The sequence below is a fragment of the Glaciibacter sp. 2TAF33 genome, from assembly GCF_052114945.1.
Classification (GTDB): Bacteria; Actinomycetota; Actinomycetes; order Actinomycetales; family Microbacteriaceae; genus Cryobacterium.
The window spans coordinates 11,250-36,102 of sequence record NZ_JBFRFS010000009.1 but is presented as its reverse complement, the minus strand read 5'-3'; the positions used below and the strand labels follow the sequence as shown (position 1 = coordinate 36,102).

Below are 24,853 nucleotides of genomic sequence, written 5' to 3'. Positions count from 1 at the left end.
GCTATGCCGCGGATCAATGAGACTGATTTCCTTGGTCGGCATCGTCTTTTCTTCGGTCTCACAGGGACACAAGATTCAGCACTTTCCACGGAAGTAGCCTCCGTATGGCCCTTTTGGCCCTCTTGTTGTGTCAGAATCAAACATGGCTAGGGATTCCGCACTCAAGTTCGGCGCTCAGACCGACGAAGCCATGAGCTTCCTGCGCGTGATCAATCTCGTGCGCACCGGGGAGGCCGACACGCGGCCCGAGATCGGCAGGCTCACGGGACTCGGCCGTGGCGTCGTCGCCCAGCGCGTCGAGGCCGCGATCGAGATGGGCTTTCTGGAGGACGGCGAGTACGGCCCCTCCTCCGGCGGCCGCGCGCCACGCACGCTCCGTTTCCGCGCCGACCAGGCCATGATCGTCGTCTGCGCGCTCGGCGCCCTCCACATCCGGGTGGGCCTCGCCACCCTCGACGGCGAGGTCATAGCAGAGGGACACCGCGCGTGGGACATCGGCCGTGGACCTGCCGAGACGATCGACACCGCTCTCGGGATGCTGGATGAGCTCCTCGCATCCCACCCGGAACGCCCCGTGTGGGCGGTCGCGGTCGGCGTCCCCGGGCCCGTCGACTTCGAGACGGGCTCTCCAGTGGCGCCGCCGATCATGCCGGGCTGGAACGGCTTCGACGTGCGCCGCCGCTTCGAACAGCGCTTCGACGCGCCGGTCTGGGTGGACAACGACGTCAACCTGCTGGCGCTCACCGAACGAGCCCATCGCCGGGACGACAACGTCGACCTGATCTATTGCAAGGTCGGCAGCGGCATCGGCGCAGGCCTGCTCTCGCGCGGCCGCATCCACCGCGGCGCGAACGGGGCCGCCGGCGACATCGGGCACGTGAGGGTCCGCGACTCGACGACGCCGTGCCGGTGCGGCAAGTTGGGCTGCCTGGAGGCGGAGGCCTCTGGTTGGGCCATCGTGCGGGATGCCGAGCGGGCGCTCCAGGAGGGCGCCACCGGCGTTCTCGCGAACGTGGTCGCCCGCGGGGATCCGATCACCCCGGAGTCCGTGTCCATCGCCGCCCAGGACGGGGATGCGCTGGCCATCTCACTCGTGCAGCGCTCGGCCCGGCTGATCGGCGAGTCGATCGCTGCACTCGTGAACATGTTCAATCCGGGCGTGATCGTGGTCGGCGGCGCTCTGTCTGCAGCCGGCGAGCTCTTCCTGGCGGAGGTGCGCCAGCGCGTCTACGAGCTTTCGCTGCCGCTGGCGACCCGCGACCTGTCGATCGTGCGGTCGGTGGGCGACGAGCGGGAGCCGCTGCGAGGCGGCGCCGAACTGGCCATCGAAGAGCTGTTCGAGGTGACCTTCCCTCGATGGTTCGCGGACGGCCGCCCGACCGTCGATGGGATCAAAGCCGCGGCCGCATGATCCCGATCCTGAGGGACGACGCTCTGATCGCCACCGCCGACGGGTTCGAGGTCCATCTGTGCCTGCCATGGATCCGCTCCCTCCCGCTTTCGAGCGTCTCGTGGTTGCAGCTTTACCTCGATGGGGAGGAGTGCCCCGTCGAGGTGCCGGGCGGCGACGGCTGGTGGTTCGTGCAGGACCGGCTCGCGGTGCGCGTCCGCCGCCCGCTCCGGCCGGGAGTGCACACCGTCCGGGCGTCTTTCCGGTTGCTGATCCCGTATCTCCCGGGCGGGCCGGACGCTCCGCTCGAGCTCTACTTCGAGGCCGAGCGGCGGGTGGAGGCCGTCGGCGACGCGCCGTGGGCACTCGCGGCGAGCGCTTTCAACTGGACGCCGGAGGTGATCCGCGCCGATCGCCCGTCGACCGACATCGTCGTCGGGATCGTGACCTCTGGAGTCTCGTCCGTGGTCGAGCTCGAGCCCGGGCAGCTGTGGCGATCGTTCCCCGCGGCCTCCAGAGCGGAGGCGGTGGAGCTGCGCGAGCGGCTCGACGCCGCGGGGGGGCGGGTCAGCGTGGTCGGAGCGAGTCTCGATGATTGGCTGACCCCCACACGTCGGCGCGACGACGACGAGCGGCTCGAATTCCTTCTCCCGCAGTTGCGCACCGCGCACGACGTCGGCGCTGAAGGCGTGCGGCTGCCGATCGGGCAGGCCGGTTACGCGCTACTGCGCAGACTGCAGCCCGTGCTGCACGAGCTGGACCTGACCCTCTACGAGGAACTGCAGGGCCAGCAGACGCCCGACACGGCGCCGGTCGCGCGCGCCATCGACGACGTCGCTACTCTCGACGACTCGCGGATCCGGCTGCTCGTCGACACCAGCATGTTCATGCCGGCGCTGCCGGTGACGTATCTCGCGGCGCTGGCACCGAGCATTCCGGAGCCGCTGCTGCAGCGGCTGACGGACGCCTGGCTGGAGCCGGAGACACTGGAAGGGGTGGTGACCCACCTCCGCTCGGGTGCGGTGCCTCCCTCCGCCCACGCGCTCTACATGAACCTGCTCGTACGGTTCGGCCGGTCCCCGGTCGAAGCCGCGCGCAGCATCCTCCCGCTGGTCCGAGCGTTCCACCTCAAGTTCTGGGACCTCGACGACACCGACGACCGTGCCTCGCAGCCACTCCGGGACCTCGGCGCGCTACTGCGTGGGGCCGCACCCGGCTTCGCCGGCACGCTGTGCAGCGAGTGGGGAGGGCACGAGTGGCTCGACGCCAGCCCCACGGAACAGACGCGTGCGCACCTGTCCCTTGTCGGGGCCGCCCTTCAGCCCTCGCGGTTGTAATACGGCCAGGGCAGGAACCGGCGCTCGCCGCGCCTGTCCGGGCCGCTGAGTTCGACCTCGCCGGTGGCGGCCCACTCGACGCCGCGCGGGACCATCCGGATGAACTCGATGCGGCGGAACGTGTCGATGTCGTGGCCGATGGTGATGGTGAACGAGCGGCCCCCTCCGTATTCGTTGATCCACGCGATCGGCTGGGCGGTGTTCATCCCGGGGAGGGCCGCGACGCCCTCCGGCGGGATCGCGACCGGGTAGTGCGACATGGGCCACACCGGCGCGTTCTCGTACGACTCCAGGTCGTCGAAGGTCGTGAGCAGCACCTGGGCACCGACCAAGATCTCCACGCCGGTGAGGATGTCGTCGCCCGTCACCGTCCAGCGCGCGCTGATGCCCTCGGTGATCGGGTGCCGCGGCTCGACGGTGTCCAGCTGCGCTTCGCCCCATGGCCGCGGCCGGAGCCCTCCTGCCAACGTCAGCCGGGAACCGCGCATGACGTTGTACTCGTCCGGATAGCCCCAGTCGTCCTCCTGCGCGGCCGAGCCGTGGAACCAGACGATCCCCTTGCCGTCGTCGTGGACGAACTTCCGCAGAGCCGCATCCGTCTCTGCGCCGAAGCCGGTCGCCTTCTCGTGGTAGCCGTCCCGGCCCTCGAACACGACGATGACCACGTCGTACTTGTCGATGGTCTCAGGCCCGAGCCCCCGCGGGTCCTCGACGACCCGCACGCGGAACCGGCCGGTGTCCTCCAGCAGTGTCGTGATCCACTGGTTGTGCAAGCGGAAGCTGCGGTGCTCGTTGTCATGTTCGCGGGTCATGTGGCCCGACAGGATGAGCACATCCAGTGGATCGGGCGTCAGTCTGCTTTCGTCGAGAAGGCGGCGTCGAACGCGGCGTCGGGCGGGGTGATCGAGTTGAGCTCGCGCACGAAGGCGATGGCCTCCGGAGCGCCCTGGAGGCGGTCCATCCCGGCGTCCTCCCACTCGACGGAGGTCGGGCCGGTGTAGCCGATGAAGTTGAGTGCGCGGAAGATCGGCTCCCACGGCACCTCGCCGTGCGCGGTGGAGACGAAGGTCCAGCCGCGTCGCGGGTTCGCCCACGGCAGGTGCGAGCCGAGCACGCCGTTGCGGCCGTCGAGGTTGGTGATCGACTCCTTCACGTGCACGTGGAAGATGTGGTCGGCGAAGTCGAGGACGAACGCCACCGGGTCCAGCTGCTGCCACATGAAGTGCGACGGGTCGAAGTTGATGCCGAAGCTCTCGCGGTGCCCGATCGCGTCCAGCGTCGCTTTGGCGGTCCAGTAGTCGTACGCGATCTCGGAAGGGTGCACCTCCAGCGCGAACCGCACGCCGACCTCCTCGAACACGTCGAGGATCGGGTGGAAGCGGTCGGCGAAGTCCTGGTAGCCCGCGGCGATCCACTCGTCGGAGGCGGGCGGGAACATGGCGACGGCCTTCCAGATCGACGAGCCGGTGAAGCCGGTCACCGTCTTCACGCCCAGTGCTGCGGCCATCCGGGCGGTCAGCTTCAGCTCCTCGGCGGCGCGCTGCCGCACCCCTTCCGGGTCGCCGTCGCCCCACACCCGATCGTTCAGGATGTCGCGGTGGCGCGCATCGATCGGGTCGTCGCAGACGGCCTGGCCGGCGAGGTGGTTGGAGATCGTCCACACCGTCAGGCCGTTGCGCTCGAGGATGTCGCGGCGCGACTGCACGTACTCGGCGTCATCCCACCGGGACACATCGAGGTGGTCGCCCCAGCAGGCGATCTCGAGGCCGTCGTAGCCCCACTCCCCGGCGAGCCGCGCCACCTCCTCGAAGGGCAGGTCGGCCCACTGGCCGGTGAACAGGGTGATCGGTCGCGTCATCGTTGTGACTCCTCTTCCGTGTGTGGATTCGGTCTGCGGAGACCTTCAGTATGCGGAAACCGGGTCGCTCACGGCGACGCGGACCCAGGCGGAATCGTTCGCCGAGCTCTCCTCGACGGCGGCGAGCGCGCGCTGCACGCTCAGGCCCTCGGCGAAGGTGGGATGCGGATGAGTGCCTTCGGTGATGGCGGTCACCAGGTCGACGACCTGGTGACTGAAGCCGTGCTCGTAGCCGAGCAGGTGACCGGCGGGCCACCAGGCGGAGACGTACGGGTGCGTCGGCTCGGTGACGAGGATCTTCGCGAAGCCCTGGAGCTCCTCCGGCGCGGTGCGGTCGTAGAACTGCAGCGTGTTGAGGTCCTCCAGGTCGAAGCGCAACGCGCCCGCGGTGCCCGAGACCTCGATCGACAGCGCGTTCTTGCGCCCGGTCGCGAACCGGGTGGCCTCGAACGAGGCCAGCGCACCGCCGGACAGCCGGCCCGTGAAGATCGCGACGTCGTCGACCGTCACCTCGCCGTAGCCCTCGCCTGCGCTGCCCGAGAGTCCGGATCCCGTCGCCTGCAGGGGTCGCTGCTTCACGATGGTGTCGAGCACACCGGTCACGGCATCGACCGTCTGACCGGTGACGAACTGCGTCATGTCCAGGATGTGGGCGCCGATGTCCCCGAGCGCTCCGGAGCCGGCGTGCTCCTTCTGGAGTCGCCACGCCAGCGGCATCTGCGGGTCGACCAGCCAGTCCTGACGATAGGCGGCGCGGACCTGCTGCACCTCGCCGATCGTGCCCTGTGCGATCAGGTCGCGGAGCAGCGTGACTGCCGGCACCCGGCGATAAGTGAAGCCCACCATGGCGACGACCCCGCGCTCGGCAGCACGGGCGGCGGCCTCCGCCATCGCCTCGGCTTCCGCGACGGAGTTGGCGAGGGGCTTCTCGCACAGCACATGCTTGCCCGCCTCGAGAGCGGCGATCGCGATCTCGGCGTGGGAGTCGCCGGGAGTGACGATGTCGACCAGGTCGATGTCGTCACGGGCGATCACCTCCCGCCAGTCGGTCGCCGATTCGGCCCAGCCCCACTGCTCGGCGGCCCGGGCGACAGCATCCGCGTTCCGTCCGACGACGACGGCCATTTCCACCTTCTCGGGCAGAGAGAACATGGCCGGTGCTTGGCGCCAGCCCACCGAGTGGGCGGACCCCATGAACCCGTAGCCGATCATCGCCACCCGCAGGGTCATGCCAGCACCAGCTCCCGCTCGACGGGGACGCGGTTGGTCACGTAGCGGCCGGGGCCGCCGTCGACGCCCGGCATGATCTGCATGTAGAGCAGGCGCATAGTGAGCACGATCTCGACGGTGAGCTTCTCGCCCGCTTCCGGCGCGTGGCCCAGCGGGATCACGACGTCGGACCGGTCGGCGACGAACCAGAGCGTCTCGGACTGCTCAGGCAGCTCCTCGATGCGGTAGCTGCGACCGTTCAGCTCGAAGCGCAGGTCGTCGCGCGGGATCGGGACCCCGTTGACGCTCGCCGCGACGTCGTCGACGGCGGACAGCCAGAGGCTGCGGTACCAGGGCAGCTGCACCGAGACGGCGATGCCGTCGTCGGTGCGCCGGACGTCCTGCTCGGCGAAGAGCGAATTGTGCGTTGCCATGATCCGAATCCCTTACTTGAACGTGTCGGCGAACGTGTCGTGCGCCACAGGAGGCTCGGGCTCGAGCTTCTGCACCGTCGACGGGCTGTACGGATGGTTCTCGCTCGGCACCGGCTCGTCCGCCGGCGGCATGAACATGGGCTTGCCGTCGTCGCCGAAGTACATCAGGTCGAGGTCGAAGGCGTCCTGGTTCTTCTCGCCGAAGCTGACCCAGTTCTCCTCGAACGGCGCCCGGGCGAGCTCGTAGCAGCGGAACTTCCAGATCTTCCACTCGCCGTCCTGACGCAGGAAGTCGATGGCGTACTTGCACCAGACCCAGTGCGCCCAGACCTTCTTTCCCTGCACCTCTCCGGGTGAGTACATGTAGTCGGGGCTGTTCTTGGCGACCGCGGGATCGGTGAGGCCCGACTCGGTGCCCGCCATCAGCCACACACCCTTCGCGGTCTCACCGTCGCCGGCCACCTCGATCACCGGGGTGGTGGTCGCGTGCAGGATCAGCTTGCCGACGGGCGACGCGCGGTCGCGATGGTACCGGGTGACGCTCTCCCAAGTGGTGTATTGGCCGGCGTTCGTGTAGCGGGCGCGGATGCCCTCGGTGCCCTCCTTGACCCAGAGCGGGATGATCCGCTCGTCCTGGAACGCGTTGTGGAGGTACATGTAGCGGCTGAACAGGTTCTCGATGTCCCCGCGATCGGCCGCACGGCGGGCGAGGAAACGGGTCTGGGCGAGCTCCTCGCGCAGCGCGGCCAACTCCTCCCGGAGGGCGGCGGTGGACTCGGCGATGGTGTCTGACACGGTGTGTGCTCCTCGATCAGGCCGGGACGCCGGCGACGGCGTCTTCGATGGTTCGGCGCATGAGCGCGTGCTGCTTCTTGACGAGGTCGATCGGGTCGGCCTCCCCCAGGTCGGAGAAGGCATGGCCCTCCCACTCGCTGGAGAGGTACCCGCGGTAGCCGCCCTCGAGGAACTGGCGGACGATGCGCGGGATGTCCATGGCGGGCTCCTGGCCCTCAGCGTCGATGTCATAGAACTTCGCGTGCACGTGGAAGATCTGCGGCATGATGTCGAGCCACTCCTCCGGCGGCACCAGGCCGTGCATGTTGAACGCGAGCCGGGTGAATGGACCGAATCGAGCAGGGTCGACGCCTTCGCCGGTGAGGTAGTCCTCGAACTTCTGATTGCGGACGTGCATGGGCGTCGGCTCGTGCCAGATCTCGTCCATCACTGCGAAGTGCTTCTCGTCGAGGCCCATCTTGGCCAGCTGCGACAGCAGCGTCGGCGACAGGCTGTGCATGGTGGAGGAGAAGTCGGCGGTGAAGCCGAGCCGGTCGCTGCCGAGCTCCTCGTACAGCTCGCGGATCCCGAGCACCTTGGGGTCGTTCGGGCCCTGCGGCGCGTGGATCTCGTAGCCGAGCCGCTGGTCGTACTTCTCCGCGAGCGGCAGGAGGCTGCGCAGCAGCTCCCGGCCGGCCGAGCGGATGACGACCCGCTTGAACCCGAGCGTGTGCGCGGTCTTCAGCTGGCGGGCGAGGAAGTCGTGCTCCTCCTCCGGCGTCATGTCGCGGTCCTTGCGACGGCCCATGTCGAGGTTGGTGCCGACAGCGCTCGGCTCGAGCCCGTACTTCTCCAGCGAGTCGAACCAGAGCTTCTCGAACTCGGCGTCGACGTCGGGGTAGGTCCGCAGGAGCTGGGCGATGTTGAACTCCACGCCCGGCCCGATGCCGTTCTCGGCGACGGCGGCGATGAGGGTCTCCGGCGTATAGACGCCGGCCGCGAACTCGCTCGTCATGGAGTAGAGGGTGGTGCCCAGCTCGATGCCAGTGCCGGCTATGCCGCCGGCCTCGGCGTTGTCGTTCGCGGTCATCGGTTCGCTCCTTCGATGCTCGGCAGCCACTCCGACAGCTGGACACGCGCCTCCGCGGCGTCGGTGACCATCCGGCTGCCCGCGTTCTCCGCGGCCGACCGCTGCACGGCCTGCTCGTCGCGGATGATCTCGAACGGCGACTGCCAGTAGTTCCAGTGCCAGCCCTCGTACTCGCTCGAGATCGCTCCGTTGTAGCCGTTGTCCACGAGCAGCGCGATGAGGTCGCGCACCGGCACCGACGGCTCCTCGTGGGTGTCGTCGATGCCGAAGAACTTGCCGTGCACGTGCTTGATCCACGGCATGATCTCCAGCCAGTCGTCGACGCGTGCCGGGCCGAACAGGCCGGTGCCGTTGATGGCGAAGTCGATGCCGAGGTCGGGCCGGCCGTTCTGGGCGGCGAGGCCGATGAAGCGGCCGAAGCGCTGGCCGTGGTCGGCCTGGTCCGCCGGCGGCCCGGCCTGGTAGAACTCGTTCCAGAGGTCGACGACCTGGCCGAGCAGCTCGTCCGTGGCGCCGCGACGGCGGTAGGCCTCCAGCAGGGACGGCGCGAAGCCCACGGTCGTCGCGCCCCAGTCGACCGTGAAGCCCAGGAACGGCGAGCCGACCTCCTCGAAGCGATCCCGCAGCGCGAGGATGCGCGGGTGCGACGCGTACTGGTCGGCGTGCACCTCCAGCGCCAGCGTGACGCCGTACTGCTCGGCGATCGGCGCCAGCGCTGCCATCGAGTCGGGAGTGATCGAGATCTGCACGCGGGCGATCGGGAAGCCGAGCTTCGCGGCGGCCTCGATCTGGCGACGCATGTACTCGATGAGCTCGTCCTGGTTCAGCAGCCGGTCGCGGTGGATGCCGATGTCGGCGTTGATCGCGAGCGACGTCGGAACCAGCCCGACCTCGGCGATCAGGTCGCGGAACCAGCCTGCGTAGCCGTCGTCAATGGCGGGGAAGCCGCGGAAGCTGGAGAAGCCGATGATCTCCAGCCCCGGGCCGTAGCCGTCGGCGGCGACCTTGCGGATGAGGCCCTCGAGGTCGTACTCGCGGGCGTGGAACGCGCGCGTGAAGCTGTACAGCGTCACGCCCTGGATCGGGGATCCGAGGTTGCCGGTCATGCCGTCGCCGCCTTCATGGTCTTGGTGTCGTGCTCCTCGATGTGAAGCACTTCGTTCTCGCCGATCACGATGTACGGGATGTAGAGCGTGAGTTCCACGGAGACCTCGTGCTCGCCGCCGTCCGCGGCGACCGGCACGTCGCCGGAGAGCACGGCCGAGTCGAGGGGGAACCACCACGACTCGGTGTCGTCGACCATCTCGGCGAAGGTGCGCTCGCGGCCGTTTAGCTCCCAGCGGAGCGTCTCAGCTGGAGCGGGCACGCCATCCACTGACAGAGAGGCGCCTGCGATGCAGGACGCCGGGAGTGCGCGGTACCAGGGGATGCGCACGTCGACCGCGGCACGCGTGCCGCCGGTCTTAAGCGTTCCCTGCTCGATGATGCGATCGGGGATCACGAGTCCTCCTTGACTACTTTTTCCATGTTTCTACAGACTAATGTCGGTTTGCTGCATAAGCAAGGGTGTGTCGCCGGCAAGCGCGCTCGCGATGCGGCGAGCGCCCTTCACGGCCAGCGCGACGGAGGTCAGCGTCGGGTTGCACGCCGTTCCCGTCGAGATGACCCCGTTGCCCGCGACGAAAACCCCGGGCGCCGCCCACACCTCGCTGTTCGGACCGCACACGCTGCGGCCGTCGTCGGTCTCCCCCATCCGAACGCTCCCCTGGTAGTGGAGCGATGCTCCGTGCGGCATGGTGAACGGCCGATCGCCGATGGGGTCCCCCACAGCTTTCGCGAGCTCGACGATCTCGTCCTGGGCGCGCGCGATCACTGCGCGGTCGCGGTCGGTGAGCGTGTAGTGGATGCGCATCGCGGGCATCCCGTACCAGTCGCGCTCGTCGTCGCTGAACGCCACCCGGTCGTCCCACTGCAGATCCTTGGCGCAGAACAGGCCGAGCCCGACGATCGAGCCCGGCATGACGGGGTCGTCGTCGGCGAGCGGGATCGGGGAGGCGTCCAGCTGCATCACCTGGCCGTGGAACGGCACCGCGTCGGTGTACGGCACCCAGCTCACGCCACTGCGCTCGCTGATGGCTCCGTCAATCACCTCGTCGGCTCCGACGTCACCGGTGCCGGTGCGCGTGGCCGCGTCCTTCGCCACTGACTCCGCACCCCGGATGCGCGTGGCGTAGACCACCTGCGTCTGGTCGTTGAGCATGCGGCCGAGGGCGGCGGGGCGTATCCCGCTGGCCCAGAGCACCTGCGGTGTCCGCAGGGCGTCGGCGGCGACGACGACGAAACGCGCCTGCACCGTGTGCAGCTCGCCCGTGCGACGATCGTGGACCTCCACGCCGGAGGCACGGCCGTCTTCGAGCAGCACCCGGGTGACCAGCGACTCGTCGTACAGGGTGAAGTGCTCGTTGGCACGCGTCACATCGCCGAACACCACATCCGAACCCGACCACACCAGGCGGCCGTCGTCACGCCGGTGGACCGCCAGCGGCATTCGCTGCACCCGCTGGGCCGGGGGCCGGCCATCGTCCACGGCCGCGGCGAGCCGCTCTCGCACGAGGGCCGTGAACGGCGCTCCGTCGAACGCGTCGGTCGTGACGCCGAGCAGTCGGTCGCCCTCGTCGAGCAGGGCGTCGAGGTCGGGGAGGAATGGGATGCGCTCGCTGTCGCCCGGGCGCGGGCACGCTCCGGTCCAGTGGGCGCCCATCCCGCCGACATTGCTGGAGAACGCGACGACGGGCATGCCGTCTTCGCCCGGCTCCTGAAACCCCTCGTCGAGGAGGTAGGTGCCGGGGCGCCCCCGGCGCTGCCCCGCGGTCACCGCACCCGGAGAGTTCACGGTGTCAGCGCCCGCGCCCGGGCCTTCCGAGCGCTCCTGCGCCTCGGCCCGCACGACGGGGTCCTCGATGTTCTTGACGTGCGCGCCGGGCGGGTTCGACACCGTGGGCCCGACCTCGAACATCGCAATGGTGGCGCCCGGCGCCTCCTCGCTCAGGATGCGCGCATACGTCGCGCCGGCGGGGCCGCTGCCGACAATGGCGACGTCGACGGATTCCGGATAGCGGCTCACGCGGTCACCGCCAGCTCGCGGATGAGTGCGACGGAGGCCACCGACTCCTGCGTCGGGTAGTACTCGAGGCCGATCGGGCCGTCGTAGCCGGAGGATCGGAGGATCCGCAAGCGCTCCGCCCAGTCCAGCTCGCCGGAGCCCGGCTCGCCGCGCCCGGGGGCATCGGCGAGCTGCACGTAGGCGATCAGCTCGCCCGCGTTGGCCAGCTCCGCCGCCATGTCCTCGCCCTCGACGGCCGAGTGGTAGATGTCGTAGAGCACGCCGAAGTACGGGGAGCCCACGCCGCGCGCGACGTAGACCGCCTCGGCGGTGCGGTCGAGCAGTGAACCAGGGTGGTCGACGCGGATGTTGACCGGCTCCAGAGCGAGCGTGATCCCCGACCCGTCGATCTGCGCGATCGCCTTCTGGTAGATCTCGATCAGCTTGTCGAGCTGGACCTGGCGCTTCCACCCGCCGAAGCCGGTGCCGCTCCCGACGACCAGGCGCGGGCAACCGAGGTCCTGCGCGATGGCGACGCCCTCGTCGAGCTTGCGATAGAACTCCGAGTGGTCCCACGGCGGGATCATGAACTGCGTGCGCGGTTCCGAGAGCTGGGCGGTGAGTGTCGTGCCTGTCTCCTCCAGTGCGGCCTTGAGCGCGGGGAGGTTCTTCGGCGTCGTCGGGGCGTCGACGCCGGTCGGGCCCCACATCTCGACGGCGTCGAAGCCGGCCGCAGCGGCCGCGCGGACGCGGTCGTGGTAGTCGCCGGCCTCGGTGAAGAGCAGTTCGATGTTGGGTGCGAGTTGGTACATTGGTTTACTCCTTGTTCAGAACATCGGATGGTCGTGGGCAGCGTGCACGGGAACCTGCTGCAGCACGTCCCAGTGCTCGACGATCCGGCCGCCCTCGAATCGGTAGATGTCCGCGACCGCGGCGTCGGGGGCGCCGGGTCGGGAAGCCTTGACGTGCACCATCGCCAGATCGCCGTCGACGAGGATCCGCTGGATCTCGAAGCGCGCATCCGGGCTGCCGTCGAACTTCGGCGTCAGAGCCTCCGCCGCGGCGGCGGGGCCGTCGGGGATGTTCGGATTGTGCTGCCGGTAGTCGTCGGAGACGAGGAGGGCGAACGCGTCGGCGACGCGCTTCTGCGTGTACAAGAGGTCGCAGAAGCGCTCGAATGACCGGCGGTTGTCGCTCATGCGCCGTCCCTCCTGGGCAGCGGCGAGCGTGCTGCGATGGTCACGGGGCCGAGCAACCCGCTCGGCTCCTGCTGCGCGAACGCGGAGAAGAAGTCGGGCTGCGCCTTCGCGAGCGTGTTCGTCACCTCGATCTCCAGGGAGTTGCTTCCGGCCAGTACGCCCGCCGGCACCTCGAAGACGTACGGAGGCGCGATCCGGCTGCCGAGGTCGACGCCGTTGAGGCGCACGCTGGCGAGCTCGAAGACCTGCCCGAGATCGAGGACGTGCTCGGCGGCGTCATCCCGCGAGTCGAAGGATGCCGTGTACCGCGCCGTGCCGCTGAATCGGGGCAGGAGGTCGGGGTCGCTGAGCGGCCGCAGATCGTTGAGCTCGCCCCAGTGTGTGAACGCGGGCTCGGACGCCGTCGCCGTGGCGACCGCCCAGGTCGGCGCGAGCTCGACGGCCTCGCCGCGCTCGGCGGCCGGCCGGACCGGCAGGCCCTCCCAGGCCGTCGGCGAGCCGACGAGCAGCACGACCGACTCCCCGGGGCCGAGCTCCAGGGAAGCGGACGCCGACCGCCCGTCGCTCCCGGCCGCCAGCTCCGTGAGGCTTCCCGTGGTGGCGTCGAAAGCGACGATCTCTCCGGCACGCGGGAAGATCGCGCTCGTGCGCACAACATCCCGCACCGACTCGTTGACCAGCATGATCACGTCGGCATCGCCGGCGTCGCGGCGCAGCACGCGCACCGACGCGGCCGGCGGGTCGAGGCGCACAGCACGGTCGCTCATCCCCCGGACGGCGTCCACCAGCCCCGTCCGCGACACCGCCCGGAACCGCAGCTTCAGGGAGTTCGCGTCGACTCCAGAGCCTGCGACCTCCGGGACGGAATCAACGAAGACCACCGGCACGCCCGCGTCGTCGAGTCGCAGCAGGTCGTGCGCGACGTGGGCGGGCAGGTAGGTGCTGCCCGGAACGATCAGCGCGTCGTACGTCTCCTCGCCGAGCGTCAGCTCCGAGTCGTCCGCCGCGGCGTCCGGGAGGGCATCGGCCGGGACGACATCGGCGTCGAGCTGAGCCTCCATCAGCAATCGCAGCGGCCGCTCGAACGGCATCGCCTCGCCCAGCCACTCGGCGTCCGCGTGGTAGAGCACCGCGAACGGGGCGACGTGCGCACCGCTCTGGAGCAGGTGACTAAGGCGGTTCGTGTAGGCGCTGAGCAGGTGCTGCAGCGGGTACTGCGGATTGTTGCCGCGCGCGTAGAAGTGCGGAGGGCAGTCCGGGTCGGGGAACGCCGCAGGCGAGAACGCGTGCGGCACCAGGTGCGTGACCCCGCGCACCAGGAGGTGGTTCGTCAGCCAGGTGAACAGCCGCAGCCCCGCATACCAGCCGTAGGCGCCGATCGTCTCGCACATGGCTCTGCCTTGCTTCAGCGGGTCGAGGTGCGCGGCCGACGACGCGAGCTTGGCCAGCCCGAAGTGGAAAAACTCCCCGTCGGCCGCTCCGCTGAGGTTGCCGAACGGTCCGCGGGAGAACCCCGGCACGACCTGGCCGCCGATGATGTCGACGCCGGCCATGTCCTGGCCGGCCATGGCCCGGAAGTAGTGCCCGGCGCCCGGGCCGAGCCGCGCGTGCGATCCGTTGTCCTCGATGACGTGGCCGATGTACTCGACGCCGTGCGCGCGGCACCAGTCGCCGAGCCGCCGGCTGAAGTTCTCCGAATACAGCCGCGACACCATGTCCATGAAGGCGTACCGCACCTCGCGTTCGCGTCCGCCTGCGGGCATCCCCAGCAGGGGCAGGAGCGGGACCGCGTCCCGTCCAAGCGCCTCGGACAGCCGGGCGGCGACCTCGTCGTTCCACGGCAGCGGCACAACCTTTCCGAGCCGCGAGTCGAAATTGAAGGTGTCCGGGTCGTTGTAGAGCCCGGGCTCGTCGCTGAAGAAGCCCGCGATCGTCGTGCCGAAATCGTCGGCGTAGCGCTCGTGGATGCGCTCGTAGACCGTGTCGATGAGCAGCTGGGTGGACGCGGCGTTCAGGTAGTCGATGTGCTGCGCGTGCCGCGTGCTCCCGCCTTCGCCGACCTCCAGGAAGAAGACCCTCCACCAGCCATCGGGGATGTCCCAGTGCAGTACGCCGTCGGTGATGCGGCTCGTGAGGTCGACGGGGTCGCCGATGAGCTCGTCGGAGTCCTCGGCCCGCGGGAAGGCGAGCACCCGCAGCAGGTCTCCGGGTTCCTGCGCGGCGGCCGGTCCCCAGAGCGCGCGGCGCTCGACGATGAAGGAGGAACCCCGCGCGGGACCGACGGCGTCGGTGTGCCGCTCGCTGACGAAGCGGCGGCGCAGCTCCGCTGGGGCCGCCTCCACCGCACCGCCGGCGTGACCGGTCGGGAAGGTGTCGTCGTCGAAGAACCAGACCTTCAGGCCGCGGCGCCGGGCGATCTCGAGAATGGCATCCACGTCGCGCCACCAGCCGTCGCCGAGGAACTCCGGATGCGGGCGCGCCTCCAGGATGACCACGCCGATGCCGGCGTCGGCGATGCGCTCCATCTCCTCGCGCACGACCTCGACGGGGCCGCCCTTCTGCCAGAACAGCGGCATGATCACGTTGGGGACCGTGCCGGCGACGACGTCGCGGAGGCGCTCGAGAGTCATGCCGCCTCCTCCAGACGCACGCCGAGCCGGTGCTCCGTGGTGCAGTCGCTGACGGTGAGAGTGAAGTCTCCTGGCTCGAGCACGCGGTGCTGCCCGTCGGCCCAGAAGCGGAGGTGGTCCGCCTCGATCCGGAAGGCGACCGTGACCGACTCGCCGGGCTGGAGGGTGACGCGGGTGAAGCCGCGCAGGCGCCGAACGGGCTGCGTCACCGACGCGACCTCGTCCGTGACGAACAGCATGACGACGTCGTCGCCCGTGCGGTCGCCGGTGTTCGTGACGCGCACCGTGGCGTCGATGCCGGCCTCCGCCTCCGAAGCGCTGACGACGGTTCGCGACATCTCGAACCCGTCGAGGGCGAACGTCGTATAGGCGAGCCCGTGGCCGAAGTCGAAGCGCGGGCCGAGCGGGAGGTCGAGGAACTTCGACGTGTAGTAGTCGTCGGTGTTATTCGGGCCGGTGAAGCCGGCGATCGTCTCGGGCAGCAGCGCGCCGCCGGTCCGCGGGGGACGGCCGGTGCGCTCGTGGTCGTAGTGGATCGGCACCTGGCCGACCGCGCGCGGGAAGGTCATCGGAACGCGGCCCCCCGGGCTGACCCTGCCAGACAGGGTCCTGGCGATGGCGGCCGGTGCCTCCGAGCCGAGGTGCCACACGCAGAGGGTGGCATCGACGCGCTCGATCCAGTCCTCGACGACCAGCGGCCGCCCGGTGGCGAGCACGACCACGACGCGCGCACCGGCGTCGGCGAGGGCGTGGATGAGGCGTCGTTGCGCGTCCGGGAGGGTGATGTCCGCCCGCGAGCTCGCCTCACCGGAGATCCGGCTCGGTTCGCCCACGGCGAGGACGACCAGGTCGGCGCCCGCGGCACGCTCGACCGCCTCCGCGACGGCAGCATCGGTCGCATCGAAGAAGCCGCATCCGTCGACGACCTCCCAGTCGACGTGCGGGAGTTCGGTCGCGAGCGCATCCGCCAACGACTCGGTGACCGGCGAGGCGAAATGCTGTACCCAGGTGCCGAGGTGGTCGAGACTGCGCGCGTACGGTCCGGCGAGCAGCACCCGGCCGGTCTGGGGAAGGGGCAGCGCGCCGTCGTTCGTCAGCAGCACGGTGCACCGTTCCGCCGCCTGACGCGCGAGCTCCCGGTATCGCTCGGTGGCGGAGGTGGAGGCGGTGGACGCATTCACGTACGGCCGCTCGAACAGGCCGAGCCGCTCCTTGAGGCGAAGCACTCGGCGCACTGCGTCGTCGACCCGCGCGACGCGAAGCTCGTCCGGTGAGACGAACGCCACTCCGTCCGCATCCACCAGCAGCGACCCGCCCATGACGATGTCGACACCGGCGTCGATGGCCGCAACGACGGCGGCGCGCTCGTCGGCCACCACGCCGTGGTTGACGAGCTGTGCGACCCCGTCTGCGTCGCCGACGACCACGCCGTCGAATCCCCACTCCTCCTTGAGCACCCCAGTCAGCAGGGCACGGTTCGCGTGCATCGGGATGCCGTTCAGCGCGTTGAACGCGGCCATGACCGTCGCGGCCCCTGCCTCGACGCCGGCCCGGAAGGTCTCGAGGTACGTCTCGCGGAGGCGGCGGTCGGAGACATCCGTGGTGTTGTAGTCGCGGCCCGCCTCGGCGGCGCCGTAGGCGACGAAATGCTTGAGGCAGGCGGCGAGCGCGTCGCCCGTGTCGAGTGCTCTGCCTTGGTATCCGGCCACCTTGGCGACCGTGAGGACGGAGGACAGGTAGGGATCTTCGCCGAAGCCCTCGACCACACGTCCCCAGCGCGGGTCGCGGGTGACGTCGACCATCGGCGAGAACGTCCAGTTGACGCCGGCCGAGCGCGCCTCCGTCGCCGAGACCCGGGCGTCGAGTTCTGCGACCGCCGGGTCGAAAGCGGCCGCCTGCGCGAGCGGCGTCGGGAAGATCGTGAACTGCCCGTGGATCACGTCGAGCCCCACGAGAAGCGGGATGCCGAGCTCGGTCTCCTCCACGGCGATCCGCTGGGCTGCGTTCGTCTCCCCCGCGCTCGGCGGCCAGAAGGTCGAGCCGATGCCACGGCGGATGAGGGCCTCCCGCTCGGCCGCGGAGGGCCTCCACACGATCTGCAACTGCAGAAGCTTCTGCTCCCACGTCATGCGCGCGAGCAGGGACTCGATGTCGACGGTCATCGGTCGCCCTCCTCCGCGAGCGGTCGGTACCGGAACTCCCGGAACACGACCTCGCCGTCGCCTGCCGCGAACAGCGCCGGCCGCAGGCTCTTCAGATCGTTCATCGTCGCCGAGTGCGCTCCCGAGGTGTCGTAGCGGACGCCGTGCCGCGTCCAGTCCTCACCGGGGCGGCGGTGCCAGCCGGTCACGATGTGGTGGTCGTTCCGCAGCCGCAGCTCGATCGTCGTGCCGGGTTCGGCCGGCTCCCGCCAGTGCGTGCGGATGCCGCCCGCGTAGCTGGGGAGTGCCTCGCCGTCCCAGCCCATCCCGAAGAACATGCGGTCGTTGAAATAGAGGAGCAGGCCGCCGGTCGCGCCTCCGCGCACCTCGAGTGTTACCTCCACCTCGTAGGCGTCGTCCATCGCCCAGGTGGTGAGCGGCGAGGAATCGGACGGGGAGGAGCCCTTCGCGACAAGCACCAGCCCGTCGCCGAAGCGCGCCCGGCCCTGCTCGTCGGGCCCGGGGTTGTCGAAGACCCACCGCTCGCCCCACGCAGGGGCGGCGAAATCGTCGGAGGGTGCGGGAACGGCGACCGGGACGGCTCCGCTACCGGCGGCGGGCGTGGCGAGCGGCGCGCCGACATCGCTCGCGGCGGCGACGGGCCAGCCGTCCTCCGTCCACTCGATCGGCTCCAGCAGCGTCTGACGGCCGAGCGTCCGGTAGCCGTTGGCGTAACCGTGGGACACCATCCACCACGAGCCGTCCGGAGCGTCGAGGATCGTCGCGTGCCCGCGCGACCACCACGACTCGTCTGCCGACCACGTGCGGGCGATCGGGTTGCCCGGCGCGTTCTCCCACGGTCCGTGCACCGACCGGGATCGGGCGACGATCACCATGTGGCCGGTCGCCGGACCCCCGGTGCCGCCGACCGCGCTGACCAGGTAGAACCAGTCGCCACGGCGGAACAGCTTCGGTCCCTCCAGGGCGTACGCCTCGGTGATCCACTCGTCGGGATACCGCCAGCCGTCGTAGACGTGCTCCAGCGGCGTGACCGCCGTCAGCCCGTCCGCGCTCAGGCGGCAGCGACGGATGCCGTTGACGAAGAGGTACCGCTCGCGGTCCTCCCCCACGATGTGCCCCGGGTCGATCGCCCCGGAGACGCCGGTGAACGTCGGCTCGCTCCACGGCCCTTCCGGGCTATCGGCGTGGGTGACCCAGATCTGCGGCTCCGGGATGCGGTCCGACCAGGCACTCGGAATGAACGGGATGTAGAGGTAGAAGCGTCCATCGTGCTCGATGAAGTCGGGGGCGAACACGGTTGTCAGGGGCTTCTCAAGGGCGCTGGTCACGAACGTCCAGTTGACGAGATCCGGCGAGCGCCAGATCGTCAGCCCCGGCGACGCGTCGAACGACGAGTACGTCAGGTAGTAGTTCTCGCCGACGCGCAGCACCGCCGGGTCAGGACGGTCGCCGGGCAGGACGGGGTTGAGGAAGGTCCCGTCCCCCCGGTCGGGAGCGGAACGCGTGGCGGACGTCATGCGATGTCAGCCCTTGAGCCCGCCGGCGTAACCCTGGATGAACTTCTTCTGCGCGAAGGCGTAGAACGCCAGGATCGGGATCATCGAGACGATGACGACCGAGAAGATCAGGTTCCACTGCGAGACCAGCGAGCCGACGTAGCTGTACATCACCACCGGGAGGGTCTGCCAGGGCGTCCCGTTGAGGAAGATCAGCGAGGTGAAGAAGTCGTTCCAGACGATGAGCCCGGCCAGGATCGCCACGGTGCCGGTCGCCGGCGACATCAACGGGAGGACGACCTTCCAGAACACCTGGTAGCGGTTGGCGCCGTCGATGATCGCGGCTTCCTCGTACTCCGGGGTCAGGTTCCGGAAGAAGTTCGCGTACAAGAAGACCGAGAGCGGCAGCAGCATCCCCGTGTAGATCAGGATCATGCCCCACGGGTTGCCGACGAGGCCGACGTCGCGGGCGCCGATGTAGAGCGGCAGCGTGCCGAGCTGCGTCGGCAGGATAATGGCGACGAGGAACAGATAGAAGGAGCGTCGGCTCCACTTGCTCGTGGACCGGGCGATCCCGTACGCCGCGACCGAGCCCAGCCCGACCAGCAGGATGATGCTGCCTGTCGTGATGATGAGGCTCGACGCGAGGCCTGCCCAGATGTTGCCCGACGATGTGGAGGCCGGCGAGAGCAGCGTGATGAAGTTGTCGAAGGTCGGACTGGTGGGCGGGGCGATCGCCGCCGAGCTCAGGATGTCGGGGAGCGTCTTGAGCGAGCCGACCAGCAGGATCCAGAACGGCAGCAGCAGGATCGCGGCCGCGATCAGCACGATGATCTCGATGGCGAGGGTCTTCTTCGTGTACCGGAACATGGCTCACGCCTCCTTGGCCGAGCGGTCGCGCGTCGCATACTGCTGCGCGATGGAGAAAAGCAGGATCAGGAGGCTGAGCACGAGCGCCAGCGCGGCTCCGAATCCGAACTGCTGGTAGGTGAACGCCTGCTGGTAGACCTCCAGCGCGAGCGTCTGGGTGGCTCCGGCCGGGCCTCCGCCCGTCAGCGCGACCACCTGGTCGAACACCCGCAGGCCCTGGATGAGCGTCAGCGTCGTGGCGATGGCGACCGACGGCTGGATCATCGGCAGCACGACATAACGGAACCGGCGGAACGTGCTGGCCCCGTCGAGCGCAGCGGCCTCCTCCATCTCCTCCGGCACGGTCGCGAGACCGGCCAGGTAGATGACCATGACGAAGCCGATGTTCTGCCAGACCATCACGACGAGCACGCACCAGATCGCGAGCCCCGGGTCGGCGAGCCAGTTCTGCTTCGGCAGGCCGACTCCGGCCAGCGCCTGGTTGAGCGGACCGTTGTAGTCGAAGATGAACTTCCAGATGTACGAGACGGCGATCGGGCTGACGACCACCGGCATGAAGATCAGCGTGCGCAGCGCGTAGCGCGTCTTCAGCGTGCGGTTGAGCGCCAGGGCGAAGAGCAGCCCGAGGACGTTGGTGAAGATCAGGAAGCCGAAGGCGAGGAGGAGGGTGTTCCACAGCGACCCGATGAGCTCGGGCGTCTGGAAGATCTTGACGAAGTTCGCCAGGCCGACGAAGTCGAACGCGCCGAGGCCCGACCAGTTCGTGAAGGCGAAGAACCCGCCCGCGATGGTGGTGACATAGATGACGACCACCATCAGCACGAGTGCGGGGAGGGCCCACCACCAGCTGCCGAGCCGGACCTGATAGGCCTTCTTGTGCGGCGCGCGGCGCGGAGCCTGCACCTGCGTCTCGAGCTTTGTCATTCTCCGCACCTCTGACTGCGTCGTCATCGATTCGTTCCTTTCAACCGATTCGGGCGGCCGGCCCTCAGAGGACCGGCCGCCCGGGTGACCGGATCAACCCCAGTCGGTGTCCATCTGCTGAAGCACCTGCTTGACGGTCATCTGACCGGTGAGGATGCCCTGGACGCCGTTGCCGAGGTCTGTGTAGATCTTGGCGTTCGGCCACTCGGTCGGCGCGTAGCCGCGGGTGTCGTTCTTGGCGATCTCGTCCTTGATGCCGGCGTACTGCGGCAGCAGGGTCGAGTCGTTCTTCACGTTGACCGGGATCGAGCCGATCTCCTTGGAGTACGCCTCCTGACCCTTGTCCGAGATGATATAGCTCAGGAAGTCCGTCGCGAGCTTCGGGCTCTTGGTCTTGGCGCTCACCGTGACGCCCTGGTCGGCGCTCAGCGACAGAAAGGTCTTCGTGCCGTCAGGCGCACCGACGGGGAGTGCCACAAGCTTCACGTGGCCACCCGCCGCCTGCATGATCTGCTGCGCCGCGCCGCTCGGAGCGAAGAAGCCGAGGATCTTGCCCGAGGAGGCGCCGTTGGTCAGAGCGTCGAACCCGGCGCTGGTGGCGCCGTCCTGGAAGCAGCCCGCGTCGTACATCTTCTTGACCGACTCGAGGGCGGTCGTCCAGCCCTTGGAGCCGGCGAAGGTGACCTTGTTCTGAGCGCGCTTGGTGTTCCAGTCCTTGTCCGGGCCGTACACGGTGGAGGTGGCGATTCCGACCGCGAGGATGCCGTTGTTCTGGAAGGTCGATCCGGCGAGTCCGTAGACCGTCTTGCCCGCGTCGCGCGCCTTGCCGCACTGGGCGATGATGTCGTCGAGGCTCGTGCTCACGTCGATCTTCACGCCGATGGACTGAGCGAGCTCGTCGTTGTAGATGACACCGTTCAGCTGGGTGCCGAGGGGCACGCCGTAGATCTTGCCGTTGTAGGTGTAGAGGTTCTTGGCGGAGTCGGGCATGTTCTTGGTGATCGACGCGTCATTGAGCGGGAGCACGAGTCCGGACTTCGCCCACGGGAGGATCGACTGGGCCTGGCCGGTGCCGCCCTCGGCGAAGAACGTGTCGGGGGCGTTGCCGCCCTGGACCCGAGTCGCGATCGTCGTGCCGTAGCTCTGGACGGGAAGGTTCTGGGTCGTGATCGTGACCCCCTTGTTCTCGGCCTCGAACGCCTTGGCGAGGCCGTCGTAGGCGGCCTTGTCCTGGTCGTTCGTGGCGCCGTAGGCGAAGGTGATCGTCTGCGGCTCCTTGCCCGTGGAAACGCTGCTGGAGCAGCCCGCGAGCGTAAGCCCTGCGGCGACGGGGATGGCGAGCCAGGCAAGCCGGCTGGTGCGGCTCCTGCGTGTGTGCTTCATCGGATTGACCTCTTTTTAGACTTCGTTGTCGGTGAGGCGGCGGCTGTGTCGCTGTCTCCTCTGGGGGCGATTCGAGTTTCGCAGCGCTAAGGCAGATAAACAACGCCACTTCTGCTTATCCCAGACATAAGCTGGGTCGATACCCGATCGATACTCGGCCGCGCACCCCCTCGCGGGTCGCCTCGTTATAGTGAAGACGCCCACCGCCGGGCAGGAAGGATCACACCATCGTGACCGATTCCCCGCTGATGTCGCGGCTCGATCTCAACCTGTTGATCGCGCTCGACGCCCTCCTCACCGAGCGCAGTGTGACCCGTGCCGCGGAGCGGCTGCGGCTCAGCCAACCCGCGCTGAGCGCCTCGCTGTCGAGGCTGAGGGTCCACTTCGGCGATCCAATCCTCGCCCGCCGGGGCAACGCCTACGAGCTGACGCCGCTGGCCTTGCGGCTCGCCGACCACACGACGATCGCGCTGGAGGCGGCGCGCAGGGTCTTCGAGAGCCAGGCGACCTGGGACCCGTCCGAGTCCGTGCGTCAGTTCTCGATCTTCGGCTCCGACTACGGGTTCACCACCATCGGACGTGTCGTCTCCGAGCTGGCCGCCGCGCAGGCGCCCAGAGTCCACTTCCGGTTCATGCTCCACAACCCGACGGTGGTCGAAGACGCCGCGAACCGCCTCCGATCGGTGGACGGGATGGTCATCCCGCACGGATTCCTCACCGAGCTGCCGTTCGTCGATCTGTGGCAGGACGACTGGGTCGCGATCGTCTCCGAGACGAACGACCGAGTGGGAGACGTCCTGTCGCGCGAGGAGCTGTCGGAGCTTCCCTGGGTCATGAACTACCAGTCGCGCTCGGCGTTCACCTCCGCGGAACGGCAGGTGCAGCAGCTCGGGATCGAGCCCGACGTCGAGGTCGTCGTGGAGAGCTTCCTGGCCATTCCGCATTTCATCGCGGGCACGAACCGCGTCGGCATCATCCATTCGGCTCTCGTGCCGCTGGCCAAACGCGCCGCTGCCGTGCGCGTGGTTCAGCTCCCGTTCCCCCCGACCCCCATCGTCAACGCGCTGTGGTGGCACCCGGTCCACACGCAGGACCCCGAGCACACCTGGATGCGTTCACTCTTCGAGGAGGCCGGCCGCGTCGTCGCCGCCGCCGCCGGCGAGCACATCTGAGCCGGTTGCGAGCCGCGCCGGACGACCGGGACTACCCCAGCAGCGCGAGGCGGGACCAGAAATCGGCGAACAGTACCCGCGTGTCGACGGTGTCGTAGAGGGTCAACGCGCGCGGGTGGGGATGCGCAACGTAGTTTCCGATGTCGTCGATCCAGGGCGCATCCACGATGCGTGACGCACTCGACTCGGTCGTGATCGCCGTGAACAGGACGGGCGGGCTGTCGCCCATCGGCCAGTTGCCGCCGACCCGGATGTAGTCGGGAGGCGAGGTGAAGCAGCTGTAGAGCCACTCCCCGAACGGGCCGGCCGACCGAAGGCCGACCTCCAGTTCGGCCACCGACGCGGCGCATCGCCGGTAGACGTGCTGCGGCACCTGCGAGATGCGGATCCGGCTCTCATTGAACACGACCTGCGCCGCCGAGATGTCGAGGGCGAGGTTGTACTCCCAGGCGCCCCCGGGATACTCCCCGCCGCCGATCCAGATGAGGTCCGCCCGGTCGGCGAGGGTCGGGTCTTCCCGCAGCGCCGACGCGACGTTGGTGAGTGGGCCGCCGCAGGCGATGACGAGCGGCAGCGGATCGTCGCGGCGTGACTCCTCCAGTATGAGCAGCGCACCCGCCGTCGGGCCGTCGAGTTCCGCGAAGCTGACCTGTACGTCCTGGGAGATCGGAGGGACGGGGCCGCGCCCGAGGCGCGCGACCAGCTCCCCGGCGATCGCCTTCGCGGGATGACCGGCCGGGTAGGGCATGTCGTCCATTGCGATCGAGGTGCAGGTGATCCCCCGGATCTCCGCCGCGTCGGCGAGCAGATGATGCGCAAGCGCGACGAGCCCGTCCGGGTCGCCGGCGAAGTCGTTGTCGACGATCACGCGCACCTGGGACGTGACAGGGATGCGACGATGGCTCACCGGCGCTCCCCGATCCAGTCGCCAATCGCGGCCAGGGTGCGCGCCGCGCCCCGATGCGACGGCTCGTCGATGTGGGCGTGGTCCGCGCCCGCCTCCACATAGAGGGTGGCGTCGCGTCCGGCTGCCAAGAGGCGGGTGGCGAACGCCTCCCCCGACGGCCGCAGGCTGTCGTGCTCGCACACGACCACGAGGGTCGGCGGGAACCCGCCGACCGACCCGAGTCCCGGGAACGCGTGCGGGTTGTGCATCGCCTCGGGAGAGCCCGCGAAGTTGAGCGAGAGCTTAAAGTATGGCGACTCCGGGTCCGGGATCCCACCGGGATGCGCGCCGTCCGGATCGAGCGCCGGGTACACGAGCACGAGGGCGCCGGGCAGCGACTCCCCCGCGTCTCGCAGTCGCGCCACGGCGCCGGCCGTGAGGTTGCCTCCCGCGCTTGCGCCGCCGAGCAGGAGGGCGCCCGGCTCGACACCCAGCAGCTTCGTGCTGTTGGTCCGGGCGTACCGCCACGCGGCCAGCACGTCGTCCGACGGCGCCGGAAAGTGCACGTCGCCCAGGCACTTGACGTAATCGACCGCGAGCACCGGGATTCCCCGGGCTCCGAGTTCGAGCGCCACCCAGTTCGACTCGGGCATGTCCAGGTGCCCACCGATGAAGCCGCCACCATACACCCAGACGAGCGCCACGCCCGCATGCGCAACCGTGTCGTCGCGATAGAGCCGCGCCGGCTGCGGTCCGCCGGGCGCCTCCACTACCAGGTCACGCGTGCGCACGTGCGCGAGGCGCGGGAACCGCCGCCGCAGCGACGCCGTGTCGATGCCCGGGCGCGGATCGTCCGGCTCGCCGTGATCGCGCAGCCACGTGACGGCCTCGGGCAGCGGCAGCGCGCGAAGGTCGGGCTGGGTGTCGGTCATCGCG

Annotated in this window: 22 protein-coding genes; 3 read left to right on the top strand and 19 right to left on the bottom strand. The window is 69.2% G+C overall.

The genetic code is table 11. The annotated features are described in order from the left end of the window. Nucleotides 1-142: 142 nt before the first annotated feature. Both AB4Y94_RS10780 and AB4Y94_RS10775 read left to right on the top strand, forming a co-directional pair. Nucleotides 143-1,411 (top strand): ROK family protein, encoded by a 1,269-nt coding sequence (locus AB4Y94_RS10780; protein WP_441727823.1) that lies wholly within the window; start codon nucleotides 143-145, stop codon nucleotides 1,409-1,411. Beyond that, the gene (locus tag AB4Y94_RS10775; RefSeq protein WP_441727822.1) at nucleotides 1,408-2,727 is read left to right on the top strand and encodes a restriction endonuclease subunit R; all 1,320 of its coding nucleotides are present in this window, start codon (nucleotides 1,408-1,410) and stop codon (nucleotides 2,725-2,727) included. The genes AB4Y94_RS10780 and AB4Y94_RS10775 overlap by 4 nt, the downstream gene beginning before the upstream one ends. Here the strand turns inward: AB4Y94_RS10775 and AB4Y94_RS10770 are convergent. From AB4Y94_RS10770 to AB4Y94_RS10690, 17 genes are all read right to left on the bottom strand, one after another. Continuing rightward, nucleotides 2,709-3,560, bottom strand: coding sequence for a ThuA domain-containing protein (locus tag AB4Y94_RS10770; protein ID WP_441727821.1), 852 nt, complete (start codon nucleotides 3,558-3,560; stop codon nucleotides 2,709-2,711). The two genes, AB4Y94_RS10775 and AB4Y94_RS10770, sit on opposite strands and share 19 nt — an antisense overlap. Before the next feature lie 17 nt (nucleotides 3,561-3,577). Further along, nucleotides 3,578-4,585, bottom strand: coding sequence for a sugar phosphate isomerase/epimerase family protein (locus tag AB4Y94_RS10765; RefSeq protein ID WP_441727820.1), 1,008 nt, complete (start codon nucleotides 4,583-4,585; stop codon nucleotides 3,578-3,580). A gap of 45 nt (nucleotides 4,586-4,630) precedes the next feature. Further along, nucleotides 4,631-5,815, bottom strand: a complete 1,185-nt coding sequence (locus AB4Y94_RS10760; RefSeq protein ID WP_441727819.1) for a Gfo/Idh/MocA family protein — start codon at nucleotides 5,813-5,815, stop codon at nucleotides 4,631-4,633. Beyond that, nucleotides 5,812-6,228, bottom strand: a complete 417-nt coding sequence (locus AB4Y94_RS10755) for a C-glycoside deglycosidase beta subunit domain-containing protein (protein WP_441727818.1) — start codon at nucleotides 6,226-6,228, stop codon at nucleotides 5,812-5,814. Before AB4Y94_RS10755 ends, AB4Y94_RS10760 begins: the two co-directional genes overlap by 4 nt. Before the next feature lie 12 nt (nucleotides 6,229-6,240). Continuing rightward, the gene (locus AB4Y94_RS10750; protein WP_441727817.1) at nucleotides 6,241-7,023 is read right to left on the bottom strand and encodes a nuclear transport factor 2 family protein; all 783 of its coding nucleotides are present in this window, start codon (nucleotides 7,021-7,023) and stop codon (nucleotides 6,241-6,243) included. 16 nt (nucleotides 7,024-7,039) lie between these two features. Beyond that, entirely contained in the window at nucleotides 7,040-8,092 is a 1,053-nt protein-coding gene (locus AB4Y94_RS10745; RefSeq protein ID WP_441727816.1) for a sugar phosphate isomerase/epimerase family protein, read from the bottom strand. Next, on the bottom strand, nucleotides 8,089-9,198 hold the full coding sequence (locus tag AB4Y94_RS10740) for a sugar phosphate isomerase/epimerase family protein (RefSeq protein ID WP_441727815.1): 1,110 nt from the start codon (nucleotides 9,196-9,198) through the stop codon (nucleotides 8,089-8,091). The genes AB4Y94_RS10745 and AB4Y94_RS10740 overlap by 4 nt, the downstream gene beginning before the upstream one ends. Then, on the bottom strand, nucleotides 9,195-9,593 hold the full coding sequence (locus AB4Y94_RS10735; RefSeq protein WP_441727814.1) for a C-glycoside deglycosidase beta subunit domain-containing protein: 399 nt from the start codon (nucleotides 9,591-9,593) through the stop codon (nucleotides 9,195-9,197). The genes AB4Y94_RS10740 and AB4Y94_RS10735 overlap by 4 nt, the downstream gene beginning before the upstream one ends. Before the next feature lie 30 nt (nucleotides 9,594-9,623). Beyond that, nucleotides 9,624-11,216 (bottom strand): GMC oxidoreductase, encoded by a 1,593-nt coding sequence (locus AB4Y94_RS10730; RefSeq protein ID WP_441727813.1) that lies wholly within the window; start codon nucleotides 11,214-11,216, stop codon nucleotides 9,624-9,626. Next, nucleotides 11,213-12,007, bottom strand: a complete 795-nt coding sequence (locus AB4Y94_RS10725; RefSeq protein WP_441727812.1) for a TIM barrel protein — start codon at nucleotides 12,005-12,007, stop codon at nucleotides 11,213-11,215. The genes AB4Y94_RS10730 and AB4Y94_RS10725 overlap by 4 nt, the downstream gene beginning before the upstream one ends. Before the next feature lie 15 nt (nucleotides 12,008-12,022). Beyond that, nucleotides 12,023-12,394, bottom strand: coding sequence for a nuclear transport factor 2 family protein (locus AB4Y94_RS10720; RefSeq protein WP_441727811.1), 372 nt, complete (start codon nucleotides 12,392-12,394; stop codon nucleotides 12,023-12,025). Beyond that, on the bottom strand, nucleotides 12,391-15,024 hold the full coding sequence (locus AB4Y94_RS10715; protein ID WP_441727810.1) for a glycosylhydrolase-like jelly roll fold domain-containing protein: 2,634 nt from the start codon (nucleotides 15,022-15,024) through the stop codon (nucleotides 12,391-12,393). Before AB4Y94_RS10715 ends, AB4Y94_RS10720 begins: the two co-directional genes overlap by 4 nt. Then, nucleotides 15,021-17,186 carry a glycoside hydrolase family 3 N-terminal domain-containing protein gene (locus tag AB4Y94_RS10710; protein WP_441727809.1) on the bottom strand — a complete coding sequence of 722 codons (2,166 nt, stop codon included), beginning with the start codon at nucleotides 17,184-17,186 and terminating at the stop codon, nucleotides 15,021-15,023. Before AB4Y94_RS10710 ends, AB4Y94_RS10715 begins: the two co-directional genes overlap by 4 nt. Beyond that, the gene (locus tag AB4Y94_RS10705) at nucleotides 17,183-18,703 is read right to left on the bottom strand and encodes a family 43 glycosylhydrolase (protein WP_441727808.1); all 1,521 of its coding nucleotides are present in this window, start codon (nucleotides 18,701-18,703) and stop codon (nucleotides 17,183-17,185) included. The genes AB4Y94_RS10710 and AB4Y94_RS10705 overlap by 4 nt, the downstream gene beginning before the upstream one ends. Nucleotides 18,704-18,709: 6 nt before the next feature. After that, nucleotides 18,710-19,552: a carbohydrate ABC transporter permease gene (locus AB4Y94_RS10700; protein WP_441727807.1), complete on the bottom strand. Its 843-nt coding sequence runs from the start codon at nucleotides 19,550-19,552 to the stop codon at nucleotides 18,710-18,712. 3 nt (nucleotides 19,553-19,555) lie between these two features. Continuing rightward, entirely contained in the window at nucleotides 19,556-20,476 is a 921-nt protein-coding gene (locus tag AB4Y94_RS10695) for a carbohydrate ABC transporter permease (RefSeq protein WP_441727806.1), read from the bottom strand. Between the two features lie 93 nt (nucleotides 20,477-20,569). Then, on the bottom strand, nucleotides 20,570-21,859 hold the full coding sequence (locus AB4Y94_RS10690) for an ABC transporter substrate-binding protein (protein WP_441727805.1): 1,290 nt from the start codon (nucleotides 21,857-21,859) through the stop codon (nucleotides 20,570-20,572). 230 nt (nucleotides 21,860-22,089) lie between these two features. Here AB4Y94_RS10690 and AB4Y94_RS10685 point away from each other — a divergent pair, with 230 nt between their 5' ends. Then, on the top strand, nucleotides 22,090-23,031 hold the full coding sequence (locus AB4Y94_RS10685; protein ID WP_441727804.1) for a LysR family transcriptional regulator: 942 nt from the start codon (nucleotides 22,090-22,092) through the stop codon (nucleotides 23,029-23,031). A gap of 31 nt (nucleotides 23,032-23,062) precedes the next feature. Here AB4Y94_RS10685 and AB4Y94_RS10680 read toward each other — a convergent pair whose 3' ends face one another. Beyond that, nucleotides 23,063-23,938: a nucleoside hydrolase gene (locus AB4Y94_RS10680; protein ID WP_441727803.1), complete on the bottom strand. Its 876-nt coding sequence runs from the start codon at nucleotides 23,936-23,938 to the stop codon at nucleotides 23,063-23,065. Next, nucleotides 23,935-24,849, bottom strand: coding sequence for an alpha/beta hydrolase (locus AB4Y94_RS10675; protein ID WP_441727802.1), 915 nt, complete (start codon nucleotides 24,847-24,849; stop codon nucleotides 23,935-23,937). Before AB4Y94_RS10675 ends, AB4Y94_RS10680 begins: the two co-directional genes overlap by 4 nt. Nucleotides 24,850-24,853: the final 4 nt, after the last annotated feature.

Bases quoted from the DNA above. Each gene is read 5' to 3' on its own strand.
- AB4Y94_RS10780 (WP_441727823.1), top strand. From the start codon at position 143: ATGGCTAGGGATTCCGCACTCAAGTTCGGCGCTCAGACCGACGAAGCC.
- AB4Y94_RS10775 (WP_441727822.1), top strand. From the start codon at position 1,408: ATGATCCCGATCCTGAGGGACGACGCTCTGATCGCCACCGCCGACGGG.
- AB4Y94_RS10765 (WP_441727820.1), bottom strand. From the start codon at position 4,585: ATGACGCGACCGATCACCCTGTTCACCGGCCAGTGGGCCGACCTGCCC.
- AB4Y94_RS10760 (WP_441727819.1), bottom strand. From the start codon at position 5,815: ATGACCCTGCGGGTGGCGATGATCGGCTACGGGTTCATGGGGTCCGCC.
- AB4Y94_RS10755 (WP_441727818.1), bottom strand. From the start codon at position 6,228: ATGGCAACGCACAATTCGCTCTTCGCCGAGCAGGACGTCCGGCGCACC.
- AB4Y94_RS10745 (WP_441727816.1), bottom strand. From the start codon at position 8,092: ATGACCGCGAACGACAACGCCGAGGCCGGCGGCATAGCCGGCACTGGC.
- AB4Y94_RS10740 (WP_441727815.1), bottom strand. From the start codon at position 9,198: ATGACCGGCAACCTCGGATCCCCGATCCAGGGCGTGACGCTGTACAGC.
- AB4Y94_RS10725 (WP_441727812.1), bottom strand. From the start codon at position 12,007: ATGTACCAACTCGCACCCAACATCGAACTGCTCTTCACCGAGGCCGGC.
- AB4Y94_RS10720 (WP_441727811.1), bottom strand. From the start codon at position 12,394: ATGAGCGACAACCGCCGGTCATTCGAGCGCTTCTGCGACCTCTTGTAC.
- AB4Y94_RS10715 (WP_441727810.1), bottom strand. From the start codon at position 15,024: ATGACTCTCGAGCGCCTCCGCGACGTCGTCGCCGGCACGGTCCCCAAC.
- AB4Y94_RS10710 (WP_441727809.1), bottom strand. From the start codon at position 17,186: ATGACCGTCGACATCGAGTCCCTGCTCGCGCGCATGACGTGGGAGCAG.
- AB4Y94_RS10705 (WP_441727808.1), bottom strand. From the start codon at position 18,703: ATGACGTCCGCCACGCGTTCCGCTCCCGACCGGGGGGACGGGACCTTC.
- AB4Y94_RS10700 (WP_441727807.1), bottom strand. From the start codon at position 19,552: ATGTTCCGGTACACGAAGAAGACCCTCGCCATCGAGATCATCGTGCTG.
- AB4Y94_RS10695 (WP_441727806.1), bottom strand. From the start codon at position 20,476: ATGACAAAGCTCGAGACGCAGGTGCAGGCTCCGCGCCGCGCGCCGCAC.
- AB4Y94_RS10690 (WP_441727805.1), bottom strand. From the start codon at position 21,859: ATGAAGCACACACGCAGGAGCCGCACCAGCCGGCTTGCCTGGCTCGCC.
- AB4Y94_RS10675 (WP_441727802.1), bottom strand. From the start codon at position 24,849: ATGACCGACACCCAGCCCGACCTTCGCGCGCTGCCGCTGCCCGAGGCC.